Consider the following 14,319-nt stretch of genomic DNA (forward strand, 5'->3'; position numbering starts at 1 on the left):
ATATACTTTCTCGCAAAGACAATAAATATCTGCTCAACCATGACAGAATTTGCATTCAAAAACAAAATACTTTTTTACTTTTTTCTGGTAGTTCTCGCAGTTGGAGGCATTATGTCTTTTCAATCTATGAGTAAACTTGAAGATCCTGAAATAAAGGTAAAACAAGCCCTGGTGGTCACGATTTATCCCGGTGCATCGGCCCATGAAACAGAACTGGAAGTGACAGATGTGCTTGAAAAAGCCATCAAAACCATGGGCGACATCAAAAAAATAGAATCCCGTTCGGAAGCTGATTATTCGGAAATTACCGTTGAGCTTGATCCCACCATCTCTCCGGATGAGATAGAGCAAAAATGGGATATTCTCCGCAGAAAAGTGAACCGTGCAGCCTCACAGTTACCGGCAAAAGCAAATCCTCCCATCGTAGTTGATGATTTTGGGGATGTTTACGGGCTTTTTTATGCCATGACAGCTGATGGTTTTTCTTTTGATGAGATGCATGATTACGGAATGCTCATCAAACAGGAGATTGAAAGCCTCCCCGATGTAAAACGTGTGAAAATTTTCGGCGACCGGCCTCCCTGCATAAACATCAATATACATCAGGAAAAAATGGCCAGTCTTGGAGTTCATCCCTCAGAGGTCCTGATGGCCCTGGACAGCCAGAATGAGACTGTGTATGCCGGATATTTTGAAGCAGGCCGGGAACGCATCAGAGTAGATGTCACCAACGATTTCGACGACATCAACGATATCCGCAACCTGATTATTCAGGGACATGAGGACGATCAGGTTCGCCTGGATGACATTGCAGATATTGAAAGAACTGCTGACACCCCGTACCGGGAAGCCATGCGCTATAATTCTCAGCCTGCGCTGGGCATCTCAATTGCCATGCAGAGTGGCGGAAATGTCATAAAACTGGGTGAAGCAGTTGATCAGCGCCTTACAGAGTTAAAGCAATCCAGAATTCCGGCCGGCATCGACTTCAAAAAGGTATTTTTTCAGCCGGATAAGGTAAGCAATGCCATCTCCACGTTTATGTTCAATCTGGCGCAATCGGTAGCCATCGTCATTCTCATCCTGATGTTATCAATGGGCTGGCGCAGTGGAATCATAATCGGAAGTGGTCTATTGCTGACTATTCTGGGGTCATTTGTGGTTTTAAATCTGTTCAACGGAACGCTTCAACGGGTATCGCTGGCATCGCTCATCGTGGCCATGGGAATGTTGGTGGATAATGCCATTGTTATTGTGGACGGCATCCTCATAGACCTGCAAAACGGCATGAAAAAGAAAAAAGCACTGGTCAATACCGCCAAAAAAACTGCATGGCCCCTGCTGGGTGCAACCCTCATCGCCATTTTTGCTTTTCTTCCCATTTTTCTATCGCCGGACACCTCAGGTGAGTATGTCCGTGATTTGTTTATTGTACTGGCCGTTTCGCTCCTTCTGAGCTGGGTGTTGGCCCTCACACAGGCCCCTATGATGGCCGACAAACAGTTTAAACAAAAAGAAGCAACCGAAGGAGAAGAGAAAAAGCTCTACAGCACCAGGATATACAGCATTCACAGACGATGGCTCAGTTACCTGCTCTATCACAAAACGGTAGCCATCGGAATTGTCACGCTGCTGATGGGCGCAAGTGCTTTACTGTTTCCACTGATTCCCCAGACTTTTTTCCCGGATCTCACCTATAATCAGCTTTACATCGAATACAAGATGCCTGTCGGTACACGTATTGAAACGGTAGATGCGGATTTGGCTGAAATTGAGCAACATTTGATGGAGCTTCCTGAGATAACTAATGTCACCACCAGCCTGGGGGGAACTCCATCGCGTTACAACCTGGTGCGGTCCATAGCCGAACCAGCAATGAACTACGGGGAATTGATTGTGGATTTTGCAGATGCAGATGAACTGCCGGGAATGTTGCCGAAATTACAAAAGTACCTAACCGAAAACTATCCTCAGGCTTATGCCAGAGTTAAGCGTTACAACCTGATGTACAAAAAGTTTCCGGTAGAAGTACTCTTTACCGGTCCCGACCCTGCTGTATTAAAAGAACTCACAGCCCAGGCAAAAAACATCATGGAAGAAGATCCAGGAGCCCAACTGATTACGGATGACTGGGAACCCTCATCAAAAGTACTGATGGCTGATTACAATCAGCCGATGGCGCGAAGAACAGGTCTGACACGTCCGGACATAGCATTGTCACTTCTGACTGCCACAGACGGACTACCCATTGGCAATTTTTACGACGGCACACGCTCGATTCCCATTTATGTAAAAAGTACAGATAACGATGGAGAACCGGTTGAAAATCTGGAGACATCGCCTGCTTTCAGCATGCTGCCATCACTAAGCAATCTTGACCCGGACAATCTAAAAGCAGTGATGTCGGGAGCCATATCCATATCCGATATTGTGGAATCAACGGTTGGAGCGGTCCCCATGAACCAGGCAATACAAAGCATTGATGTACATTGGGAAGAGCCAGTTGTGCGTCGATACAACGGTCAACGGGCCATAAAAGCACAATGCAACCCAGCACCGGGACTAACGGCCGAAGATGTTCGCAAAAGCATTCTTCCGGAAATTGAGGACATTCCGCTACCCCCGGGGTACACAATGGAATGGCAGGGAGAGTATGAAGCCAGCTCCGAATCACAAAAGTACCTCTTTATGTACCTTCCGCTGGCCATTGTTCTGATGATAGCAGTATTAATAGCCCTTTTTAACGACTATAAAAAGCCACTGATTATCATCTTCAGTCTTCCGCTGGCCATCATTGGCATCGTGCTTGGAATGCTTGTCTCAGGCAAGGAATTCGGGTTTGTGGCCATTGTTGGGGCCTTAGGACTGATGGGGATGATGATAAAGAATGGCGTGGTATTACTGGAAGAGGTGGAGTTGCAGGTCAAGGAAGGCAAACAACGGTTCGCCGCCCTCATGGATGCTTCCACTTCACGGTTAAGACCGGTAATGATGGCATCACTAACCACAATTCTGGGAATGATTCCACTGGTTACAGATGCCATGTTCGGTTCTATGGCTGTCACCATGATGGCAGGACTACTCATCGGGACCATCATTACTCTACTGATGATGCCGGTGCTGTATGCCCTTTTCTACAACGTTATTCATCCATTAAGCAAAAAAGCCAAAAAAAAAGAAAATGCCTGATTCTATGAAAATCATTAAATACATCACACCAATTGCGCTTGTACTGATATCTTCATTCGCTGCATCCGCACAGGTAGAACTAAATCAGCAAAAATGCCGGGAAATGGCGCTGGATTATTCCCGCCAGATTAAAATTTCGGAAAACCGCCATGAACAGGCCCTTCTTTCCGGCAAAATTGCCCGGGCTCAACACCTGCCAAAACTGAGTGCTTCGGGATTGTATTTTTACAAACCGGATCCTCTGGAGTACTCCCTGGAAGGAGGATACCTGCCCACCTACACCCCCGGACAAAATGGAGAGATGCAGCCCAACGTTCAGATGAATCCCAATACTGGTCAGCCGGTAACCGGACCAGATGGCAACCCGGTATTTAATATGTATGCCATGATGCCCGACATGAACCTGAACATCGGCATGGAGGGAGTTACCACTGCAGGCGTTCAGCTTGAGCAGCCTGTTTACCTGGGCGGTAAAATCAGAGCAGCCAACAAACTGGCAGGCACAGGCATAGAGATGTCAAAGAAGCAAATGGATCTGAAAAAATCGGAAGTAATTTCCAGTGTGGATGCCGCTTATTTTCAGTATCTGGCGGTCAAAGAGAAAAAAAAAGCTGCCAATGAGTATAAAGTATTGCTCGATTCGCTGGAGGCAACCATTGAGGCAACCAACCGGGAAGGAATGTCCACCCGCAACGAATTGCTGAAAGTTCAGGTTAAGCGCAATGAAGCGATACTCCTGAAACAAAAAGCAAACAGTGGTTTACAACTGGCTGCCATGAACCTGTGCCGGATCATTGGGTTACCCCTTGAGACAGAATTACACATCGATGAAACAGAAGAAACAGAACTCCCTGATATTCGTCCGGCCGATGGTAACAATCCGTCCGACCGTCCGGAATATCAGCTCCTGAACGATGCCATTGCCGTAAAACAACATCAAGAGAAATTGGCTCGTGCCGAAATGTTGCCTCAGATAGGAATCTCTGCGGGATACAGTTATCTTGGAGGGCTTGAAATAAACGGTCAGGGAACTGATGAGATGGCCTTTTCAGCCATGGCTTCAGTTAAAATACCCATTTTTAAGTGGTTTGAAGAACGAAACAGATTATCAAAAGCGCAACTTGAAACAGAAGTGGCACGCATGGAACTGGAAGAAAATGAAAAGCTCCTCCAACTAGACATTGCCCGCGCCCGCTTCAACCTGGAAGAATCATTTACCCGCCTGGAACTTACAGAAAAAGCACTGGAACAGGCACAGGAAAACCTGGAAACAAGCCAATCGCTTTTTGAGGAAGGAATGGAACCCCTGGTGGATTTACTGGAAGCACAGGTACAATGGCAAAAGGCCAGAAGTGAGTACATCGATGCTGAAACTTCTCTAAAACTCATGCACACCTATTATCTAAAAGCAACAGGACGTTTATCGGTAAAAAAATAATTTTAGCATGAGAAAACAGCCCAATCAAATACCGGAAGAGTTTACCAGAACACCCGTATCGATCATCGGAAAAGGTATTAAACCAACAGTTTTCCGCTTTCTGATTGTCTCTGCCATTGGTTTTTCTGTAATTCTGCTGGTCTATTTTTTATATGGCGAATCTCCTGAGCCCCTGGCTCCTCCATTTATCATATCCATAATAGCCTTCAACCTCATCAGCGAAGGAAACATTATCATCAACAGAGTTCTGGACAGAAAATCTCCCTGGTTTTTCAAGATAACCTTACGAACCCGGCAGCAACTGGGATGGAGCTTATTATGGACCCTTTTTATAGGGATAATCGCTTTTATCAGTCTTCCGGATGATGTTTACCGGCAACAACACTTTTTTATGTCTGCTTTGTTGGTTTTCATCTTCGGATTAATTTTCGTGCTCTTATTCAACAGCACGCTGTTTCTCAAAAGTTTTTTCCTCAACTGGAAGAAATCTGTTTTAGAAGCCGAAGCACTCAAGCAGGCCAAATTACTTTCCGACTATAAAGTGTTGCAAAACCAGCTCAACCCCCACTTTCTATTCAACAGTTTCAGTACTCTGATTTCGGAGATTCATTACAATCCCGAAACAGCCATTGAATTCGCTCAAAAACTTGCAGATGTTTACCGGTATCTTCTGCAAAAGAAAAATGACCTTACCGTACCTGTGCGTGAAGAACTGGAGTTTTTAAATGATTTTATCTTTCTCCACCAGCAACGGATGGGCAATTCGTTGAAGGTACTTATAGAAATCCCTGAAGCTTTCATGGATCATCACCTCCCTCCCATGTCTTTGCAACTGCTCATTGAAAATGCCATTAAGCACAACCAGGCATCAGAGAAGCACCCGCTTACCATCCAACTTGGCATCAAGGATAAAAAAAACATGACAGTGTGTAATAATCTACAACCCAAAACAAACATTCACGGAACGGGCACTGGTCTGGATAATATCTCCAAACGATACGAAATGCTCACCGGTGACCCCATAAAAATTAAAAAGACGGAAACATCTTTTTGCGTAGAGTTTCCATTGCTTTATCAATATGAATAAAACCATAAAACTATGAGAATTCTGATTGTAGAGGATGAATTTCCAACCCGTCGCCTGCTCAGGGACAACGTAAAGAAATTACGACCTGATTGGGAAATTATTGGTGAAACCGATAGTGTGGAAGCAACCGTTGAATTCCTTCAGAGCTCACCCCAGCCGGATTTAATATTCATGGACATTCAGCTTTCGGACGGAAGCAGTTTCGAGATATTCGAAAAGACCGAAGTATCCGGAATGATCATCTTCACCACTGCCTATGATGAATACGCCATTCAGGCTTTTAAAGTCAACAGTATTGACTATTTGTTAAAACCCATCAACCAACAGAAGCTGACAGAAGCCATCAAGAAATATGAACGACTCTTTCAGGATAAAGAGTCACCTTCAAATATAGGTTTTGATTATCTGTCACTTTCCAAACTTCTTGACTCCCGGACCAGCACCTATCGCTCAAGGCTGCTGACCAATCTGGCTGACGGATTCCAGAAAGTGGATACTGAAAAAGTAGCCTGGCTCATTAGTGCCAATAAAATCACCACGGCAGTGACTTTTGACAACCATCACCACATCGTGGATTACACCCTCGACAAATTGGAGAAAGAACTGGATCCTGTCATATTTTTCAGAGCAAACCGCCAATATATCCTAAACATCGACGCCATCCATAAGGTGGAAAACTGGTTTAACGGAAAACTTATTGTTAAAACCAGACCCGACGCACAGGAGAGAATTGTGGTAAGCCGCGAAAGAGCCAGAAGTTTTAAGGAGTGGATAAATCAGTGAGGGATCAGGGTTGAGGGTTGAGAGGTGAGGGTTGAGAGGTGAGAGCATAGCAACTTATCAAAAAACTTTATGCATTCCATAAAAGGGAAAGCCTTGGTTCCTAAAGAAATAATGCACGCTAAGTACAACTTTCACAGAGAATACAATTCAAAGAAAACACTACTTCCACTCAAGAACAAAAAATGCAGCAAACCCTCAGGAGTGCTGCATTTCTTTATTTTAGTAGTTTGGTTTCTGTTAAACCGATTCCTGAACCTGTTTAAATTGTCCCAAATCATCCAATGAGGAATTGGCAATAAACTCAGCACGTGCACGGTTCTCGGCCCGTCCCATCTGGATATAGATCTCGGTTGAGTTACGGAACTTATCATCCCGTTCGGTATCAAGCAACAGCAAATAGCCCATAATGATGTGTCCTGCCATTTCCACCAAACGACGGGCATGGAAATCAAGATACTCATTGTCTTTTACTGCAACAACTGCTTTAACCGCCTTTTCATACTCTTCGGTCATCCCGATAAGGGTACGACGATAACCGTGCAACTCCGGGCGTAAAGACATGGCCTCAAACTCGCGGATACGTTTCAGATAACCATCTGTAGTCACCCCACGAATGGCAGCAACCACCTGAAGCTGTGTGGTACCTTCATAGATGGTGGTAATGCGGGCATCCCGATAAATGCGTTCAATGGGATAATCTTTCATAAAGCCACTACCCCCGTGAATCTGTAATGCATCATAGGCCAGCTGGTTGCAATACTCACTACTCATTCCCTTAAGCAGTGGTGTAAAGAAATCAGCCAAACGTTGATAGTACTTCATGTCATCACGCTCCTCCTTCGTAAGTTGGCGCTTCTCGGAGAGGTGCATGTAAGCCTTGTAAACATCTACGTAACGACTTGTTTCATAAAGCAAAGTACGGGAAGCATCCAGTTTTGCCTTCATGGTTGCCAGCAACTCATATACAGCGGGAAATTTAATGATGCTTTTCCCAAACTGCTCCCGCTCTTTGGCATACTCCAATGCTTCACGGTAAGCCGCTTCACTGAGACCCACCGACTGAGCACCAATTCCCAGGCGGGCACCATTCATCAGTGCCATCACATACTTGATAAGTCCCAGTTTACGGGATCCTACCAATTCGGCAGGTGCATCTTTAAATACCAGTTCACAGGTGGGCGATCCCTTAATACCCATTTTATTCTCAATCCTACGGATTTTCACCGCCTTGTGAGCACGATCATAAATGAACATAGACAACCCGCGACCATCAGTAGTCCCCTCTTCAGAACGTGCAAGAACCAGTGAAACATCGCCATCGCCATTGGTAATAAAGCGCTTTACACCATTAAGATACCATTTACCATCCTTTTCATTGAAAGTAGCTTTCAGCTGCACAGCCTGAAGGTCTGATCCGGCATCGGGTTCTGTAAGATCCATTGCAGCAGTCTCCCCTCTGGAAATACGAGGCAGAAAGCGCATTTTCTGATCTTCATCAGCAAATTCGTTAATGGTCTCGGCACAATCCTGCAGTCCCCAGATATTCACAAAACCGGCATCGGCACGTGAGACCAGATCAGCCGCCATAATGTAAGGAACAATGGGGAAGTTAAGTCCTTCATATTTACGGGGAAGTGTAATCCCCATGAGACCGGCTTTGACCAAAGCATCCAGGTTTTCCTGAGTTCCTTTGGCATAGACCACCTCATTGTTTTCAATTTTCGGGCCTTCAGCATCAACACCTTCCGCATTTGGAGCCACAATATCGCCACTGATCTCCCCCACTATTTCCAACACCTTTTCGTAGCTGTCCATGGCATCTTCAAAGTCCAGCGGGGCATAATCAAACTTGTCCTTGTCCTCAAAATTATTCTCTTTGAGGGCCACGATCTTTTTCATCAACGGGTGTGAAAGATGAAATTTAAGATCCGGATTATCTGTAAAAAAATTAGCCATTTTTTCTCTTTTATTTATCTGTCCTGAAAAACATCAAGTGCTTTCGGATCAAAAGATACAACATTGAAAAAACTCTATTTGGAGTTCTTTTTATAGGATTTGATAAGCTTGGGAATAATATCCATCACATCACCAGTAATCACATAATCGGCAATTTTATTGATGGGAGCTCCCGGATCATTGTTAATGGCAATAACCATGGATGACTCTTCCATTCCTGCTGTATGCTGAATCTGTCCTGAGATACCACAGGCAATATAAAGTTTGGGACGAACAGTCACACCTGTCTGTCCAACCTGCCGGTCATGATCGGCAAAACCGGCATCAACTGCCGCACGTGAAGCTCCAACTTCACCTCCCAATACCTCAGCCAACTCATACAATACGGAGAAGTTCTCTTTGGAAGCCATTCCATACCCTCCTGAAATAATAATAGAGGAGTTTTTGATGTTGACACGGTTCTTCTCAATGTGACGCTCAATCACCTTCACAACATTATCTTCTGGCTTCAGAATTGCCCCTGCGTCAATCGTTTTTAAAGTTCCCTTATGCGTTTTCGAGAACACCTCTTTTTTCATTACGCCTTCGCGAACGGTAGCCATCTGAGGACGACAGTCGGGATTGATAATGGTAGCCACAATGTTACCTCCGAAAGCAGGCCTTATCTGATAGAGAAGATTCTTATAAGTCTTTTTAGCTTTTTTATCTTCATGATCACCAATTTCAAGAGCAGTACAGTCGGCCGTTAGACCGCTCTGCAAGGCAGAAGAAACCCGTGGACCAAGATCACGTCCCATAGTCGTGGCACCAAGCAGTGCAATCTGTGGCTTCTCCTTTTTAAAGAGCTCCATAATAATGGAAGTAAAAGGCAGTGTAGTGTATGGTTCCAGACGTTTATCGTCTCCCACGTGCACAACATCAGCGCCATAAGGATAAATCTGATCTTCAATACCCTTCAGTTTATGGCCCAGAGCAAGAGCCTCCAGTTTGCAATTGAGCTGATTGGCCAGTGACCTTCCCTTGGTAAGTAATTCAAGACTTACATCGGCCACCTTGCCATCTTCAATTTCACAAATAACAAATATATTGTCCATTTCTAAATTCGTTTTAAGTTCGTAAGCCGTCTCTAACCAATGGTATGATTGGCAATCAGTTCTTTCACCAGCTCTTCAATCTCCTGATCATTGGCCTGGATTTTCCTTGATTCCTTGGCCTGAAAAACCACGTTCTCGATCTGTTTCACTTTGGTGGGTGATCCCGATAATCCAAGCATCTGAAGATCGCTTTCGATATCATTGACACTCCATTCGGGAATGTTCAAATAAGGACGGTCGTTGGTCAGATCAATGTAATCTTCAGCCTGATTCTGACGTTCGGTAATTGTTTGTGCATGTTTGTATTTCTGCACCAATTTGGCGTTACGCGGACGACAGGCAGAAGCCGAACTATTAATGGTTACCACTGCAGGCACCGGACACTCAACAGTCTCCACACCTCTTTCCAGACGGCGTTTCATGGAAATTTTTCCTTTTTCAACACTGTAGATCTCTTCACCATAAGTAACCTGTGGAATACCTATTTTCTCGGCCACCTGCGGCCCAACCTGTGCGGTATCACCATCAATGGCTTGCCGACCGGCAATGATCAGATCATACTTCGCTATTTTCCTGATAGCACAGGAAATGGCATAAGAAGTAGCAAGTGTGTCAGAACCTGCGAAAGCACGATCGGTCAGCAAAATCCCATCATCAGCACCACGAAACAAGCCTTCACGAATGATGTCGGCAGCACGTCCGGGCCCCATGGTCAACAAAGTCACGGTAGTTCCCGGATATTTGTCTTTCAATCTCAGGGCCTGTTCCAACGCATTAAGGTCTTCCGGGTTGAAAATAGCCGGCAGAGCCGCACGGTTCACTGTACCATCGGCTTTCATGGCATCCTTGCCCACATTGCGGGTATCGGGCACCTGCTTGGCAAGAACAATAATTTTTAATCCCATTTTCTATAATGTGTTTAAATTTGATAATATTTCTTTCAAAAAAGCATCACAAATATAACAAAACGGAGCAATCTCCAAACACCTCAAAGATTCTGTTATACAAATATTTAAATATTCGAACATTCCGACTTCGCTCGAAAAAAAAAGACCAAAATACTGTTAAAAAACGCCCTTTCAGATAGTTATAATTCGAATAAAGGAAAAAAGGTAATCCGGAGTTGAAATGGAAATAAATTGAAGCAGAGGATGTAATTTAAAACTGGTCTTAATACGAAGTTGAGTGATGATAGCCGGGGTTTGCTTATAGAAGTGTCTGTCCATAAACTAAACGTTTTTCACGTGTTTGAGATAGAAAGTTCAAGTTCAAGGCGTTTTGTCACCCCATTCTAATCTTCAACAATGGCCCTGGCACCTTTCTGAAAATATCCTCCATTTTTGCGAATATCGTCAATCAAAGCACCATAAATGGCATCGTGCCCCAGGACGGCCTCATTTCCTGTCAGGATAATTTGTTTGCGGGCCCTGGTGAGCGTTACATTCAGCTTTCTATCCACCTCAACGGGTACCATCCGGTCACCGGATCTGTCTTCAATCCTCACCCGGTTTTGCACCAGAAAATCCAGTTGAGAAGGCTTATTCATACAAAACGACACAAGAATAAAATCTTTCTGACTTCCCTGGTAACGCTCCACCGTATCGGTTTGAATGGAATCAAAGCAACTAAAACCATCTCTTTCCAACTGGTCACGGATCGCCGCAATCTGATTTCGGTACGGGGTAATAATTCCAACACGCTCCACGATCTCCTCGTCGCTCCTAAAGCCATGAACAGTCACCAGTTCCTTCAGCAGTTTGCTGATGAGCGCTGCCTCAAGCGGGTTGTATTTTTCAGAAATATCACGGGCTGAAAAAGTGGAGGGAATAAAAACCATCCTTTGTGCCGCAATCAATGCAGATATTTCTGTATCAGCAACAAACCCATCAGTTACCAGTTGCCCCTTTTGATGCGATAAGGCAGCGGTTTTGAGCTTATTATTGTAAAAATACTCATTTGCAAAGCCGGACAAATCGGGATGCATACGTCCCTGGAAGGTCAGTTCACCCCAAACAGAATCCCAGTTGTTTCTCTTGCACAAATAAAGCATTCGTTCAAAAAAGGAATTGCGACGATCAAAAAGACCAATGGCCTTCAATTCTTCAGCATCCACCACAGATTCTACGGGTGACTGGGTAACTACCGCAGGCAACTGACGCTCATCCCCTATCAGCACAAACTTTTTCACCCTCCCCAACAGGTGAATAATATTGGGCTCCAAAATCTGAGAGGCTTCATCCACAATAACAACATCAAATTGCTTCAACTCAAACAACTCGTTTTTTCCAAGCACAGAAGACAACGTTCCGGCAAAAAGACGGGTTTCTTCAATAAGATGGCGAATCTCTTTACGGTTGTTTAAAGGTTTTATCGTATTGTCCAGTAACAAATCCTCATGTATCCGATCACACCCGAGAGAAGACCCAATGCGGATCATCCGGTCGTTCACCATGCCACGAACCGAAGAACACATTTCATCAACGGCGCGATTGGTATAACTGACCAAGAGAACATTCAGAGAAGTTTCATGAATAAGTTCTTCCACCAAACGCTTCAAAAAGAGTTTAGTTTTGCCGGTTCCGGGTGGTCCCACCAGTAAATAGTAATCTTTGGCATTCAGTGCTTCAGAGAGTACACGGTTTTGTTCCATACGGCTCTCCTCCAAATAACGGGCCTCTTTTGAGACAAGTTCCCGCACCTCACTTCCGGACGTTTGAGGAGGAATGAGTCCCAGTAACAGCTTACGACGTGCTTCGGGAAGTTTAAGAAATTCAAACAATCCTGCATGCATCTGTTCAAAATTATTGTCCAGCGAGTCATGCTCCAAAACCCATGAAGCAAAGCCATTAAAGTAGTCTAAAGAACTCTGTTTTTGCCGCAACCGGACGCAAACCTCATCATTACTGAGTGATTCGATGGAACACTTCAATACCCGATGCTGTGTGGCAAGTGCTTTCTCCTTATGATGAGGATACAAAACACAAATATCTCCCCGTCTGAAATTGATAAACTTATCCCCGTTTAACGGTCGTTTCAGCGTAATTGATGCACTTTCGGTATCGGCATAATTCTCTTTAATTGTCAGATTACGCAATTCGTTAAAAGCATCTTCATCTGTCAGGTCTGTTTTGTTCCAAAGAGCCGATAACCCCTTGGTGTATTCCCCATCGCCAACCTTACTGAGAATTTTTTCCCGGCTGATAAAAGATACAAAAGAAAAAAAATAAGCCCGTTCCAGAGGGGTTATCCGCTCTAGTATCAGATGTTTAAAATCCAGAAACTTATTAAAAAACCATGAAAACCTTTTATCTGAGATATTTAATCCATATTTCTTCAAGTCCAGACTCCTGACAAAATCCTCACTAAACGAAAATGGCGCATAATCTGCCGCAAACCGATATTCCCAGGAGACAATCTGATTTCTTACGTTCAGTATTTCACGTTCGAAACTCTTAAAATGGGAGACATAACGCAAAGCTTCACCGCTATTGGAAGAGGCAGAATAAAGTACCGCATTAAATATCTTTTTCGGATTATACCCCAGCACCCTTTGAGCCATCATATTATACATCCGAACCTGGGCGGCATGATCTTCGGCCACCACCGACGCATCATGCGAAGGAAACGGCAGTTTGCCCGACTTGAGCTCGATGATTTTGGATTGATAACTACCACTTTCACTGGAAGTTTCATCAAAAAGGTCCATCCGCCCCTGCAACCCAACCTCAGGACTCATCAGGGAAACTTCCAGATTACTCTTCCTGCGATCGATAGGCTGATGGTCTCCTTTCAGAAAATCACGGTCCACCACACGTCTGAGATTTGAAAACTGCTCTTCCAACTCATCAAAATAGCCTTTATTTATTCCATCAAGCGAAGTATAAGGAAGCGGAAATAAGCGGAATGAATCCATCAGCACACTCCGGAACTCTTTCACTGCCCCCGGTTGCTCATTAAGTAGCTCATCAAAAAAAAGGTTGGCCACATTTCCCTTATGAATGGCTTTAGACAATTTCCGGGTTTCGGAGCGACCCACAAAAAACAGTTCAAAAGCCCTTATTTTTCGTCCCTGAATGTTCTGAAAACATTTGGCAACTGAAGTAACATCAAGTAAATAATCAGGTTCCAGCACAATAAGGCCTGCAACCACTTTACCATCCTTATTTCTATGTGTTTCAAGCAGCTGAAGCTGCTGTCCGGGTTGCATCAACTCCACCGAAGGAGTCAAATCATCATTCACGCCCTGAACATCATACAACACAATCACGGGAGAGGACTCTCCGGAAACATCAGGCTGTACCAGTAACTCATGATTTTCGGTGTCAATTTTCAACAGCATGGCCCGAAAGCCGGAAGGATTGACATGATAACTCCCTTTGAATTCCTCTCCAAGTTCGCGGGTAGCATACAAACTTCTCACATCAGATGGAATCTCCACCCCAAAGAAAAGTCCGTAAGACTGTGCCAGAACCTTTAGCCCCCTGTAGTATTCATCAATTCCGGATGTTGAAGTCTGTCGAACAACCTTATTGGCAAATATTCTAAACTCATGCAACCGGCTCTTTTGCCTTTTGTCAAGTTGCTTTTTATTGCATAAATACTCCAACCGCCCGAACAGATTGGAAAAAGACAGACCATCTTCCCGGGTAAGAAATTTACAACATTGCTCCAGGGATAAACGCAACCGTATGACCTTTTCGTCAAGCGAAAAAGTTTCGTTTTCCTCAATAGTTAGCAGGTGGTCGAAGAAACGACGGGCAGGATTGTGCATT

General features: G+C 44.4%; 8 protein-coding genes. 4 read left to right on the forward strand and 4 right to left on the reverse strand.

Annotation, left to right across the window (positions count from 1 at the left end; translation table 11 throughout):
* The first annotated feature begins 39 nt into the window (after positions 1-39).
* The 4 genes from W7W_RS0113775 to W7W_RS0113790 are packed head-to-tail and all read left to right on the forward strand — an operon-like array spanning position 40 to position 6,497.
* A complete protein-coding gene (locus W7W_RS0113775) occupies positions 40-3,189 on the forward strand; it encodes an efflux RND transporter permease subunit (protein WP_010664301.1) in 3,150 nt (1,049 codons plus the stop codon).
* On the forward strand, positions 3,182-4,627 hold the full coding sequence (locus W7W_RS0113780) for a TolC family protein (protein ID WP_010664302.1): 1,446 nt from the start codon (positions 3,182-3,184) through the stop codon (positions 4,625-4,627). The genes W7W_RS0113775 and W7W_RS0113780 overlap by 8 nt, the downstream gene beginning before the upstream one ends.
* A 7-nt stretch (positions 4,628-4,634) precedes the next feature.
* Positions 4,635-5,714: a sensor histidine kinase gene (locus W7W_RS0113785; protein ID WP_010664303.1), complete on the forward strand. Its 1,080-nt coding sequence runs from the start codon at positions 4,635-4,637 to the stop codon at positions 5,712-5,714.
* 12 nt (positions 5,715-5,726) lie between these two features.
* Positions 5,727-6,497, forward strand: coding sequence for a LytR/AlgR family response regulator transcription factor (locus W7W_RS0113790; RefSeq protein WP_010664304.1), 771 nt, complete (start codon positions 5,727-5,729; stop codon positions 6,495-6,497).
* A 237-nt stretch (positions 6,498-6,734) separates the two neighbouring features.
* On the opposite strand, the gene W7W_RS0113795 is transcribed toward W7W_RS0113790, so the two are convergent.
* The 4 genes from W7W_RS0113795 to W7W_RS0113810 all read right to left on the reverse strand — a co-directional run bounded on the left by W7W_RS0113795 (position 6,735) and on the right by W7W_RS0113810 (position 14,318).
* Complete coding sequence (locus W7W_RS0113795; protein ID WP_010664305.1) at positions 6,735-8,453, reverse strand: acyl-CoA dehydrogenase family protein; 1,719 nt, start codon at positions 8,451-8,453, stop codon at positions 6,735-6,737.
* A 74-nt stretch (positions 8,454-8,527) separates the two neighbouring features.
* On the reverse strand, positions 8,528-9,547 hold the full coding sequence (locus W7W_RS0113800; RefSeq protein WP_010664306.1) for an electron transfer flavoprotein subunit alpha/FixB family protein: 1,020 nt from the start codon (positions 9,545-9,547) through the stop codon (positions 8,528-8,530).
* Between the two features lie 32 nt (positions 9,548-9,579).
* A complete protein-coding gene (locus W7W_RS0113805; RefSeq protein WP_010664307.1) occupies positions 9,580-10,452 on the reverse strand; it encodes an electron transfer flavoprotein subunit beta/FixA family protein in 873 nt (290 codons plus the stop codon).
* Between the two features lie 386 nt (positions 10,453-10,838).
* On the reverse strand, positions 10,839-14,318 hold the full coding sequence (locus W7W_RS0113810; protein WP_010664308.1) for an AAA domain-containing protein: 3,480 nt from the start codon (positions 14,316-14,318) through the stop codon (positions 10,839-10,841).
* Between the last annotated feature and the right edge of the window lies 1 nt (position 14,319).

The organism is Marinilabilia salmonicolor JCM 21150 (genome assembly GCF_000259075.1).
Lineage (GTDB): Bacteria > Bacteroidota > Bacteroidia > Bacteroidales > Marinilabiliaceae > Marinilabilia > Marinilabilia salmonicolor.

Coding starts and splice junctions, on each gene's coding strand:
- W7W_RS0113775 (WP_010664301.1), top strand. CDS start 40: ATGACAGAATTTGCATTCAAAAACAAAATACTTTTTTACTTTTTTCTG.
- W7W_RS0113780 (WP_010664302.1), top strand. CDS start 3,182: ATGCCTGATTCTATGAAAATCATTAAATACATCACACCAATTGCGCTT.
- W7W_RS0113785 (WP_010664303.1), top strand. CDS start 4,635: ATGAGAAAACAGCCCAATCAAATACCGGAAGAGTTTACCAGAACACCC.
- W7W_RS0113790 (WP_010664304.1), top strand. CDS start 5,727: ATGAGAATTCTGATTGTAGAGGATGAATTTCCAACCCGTCGCCTGCTC.
- W7W_RS0113795 (WP_010664305.1), bottom strand. CDS start 8,453: ATGGCTAATTTTTTTACAGATAATCCGGATCTTAAATTTCATCTTTCA.
- W7W_RS0113800 (WP_010664306.1), bottom strand. CDS start 9,547: ATGGACAATATATTTGTTATTTGTGAAATTGAAGATGGCAAGGTGGCC.
- W7W_RS0113805 (WP_010664307.1), bottom strand. CDS start 10,452: ATGGGATTAAAAATTATTGTTCTTGCCAAGCAGGTGCCCGATACCCGC.
- W7W_RS0113810 (WP_010664308.1), bottom strand. CDS start 14,318: ATGCACAATCCTGCCCGTCGTTTCTTCGACCACCTGCTAACTATTGAG.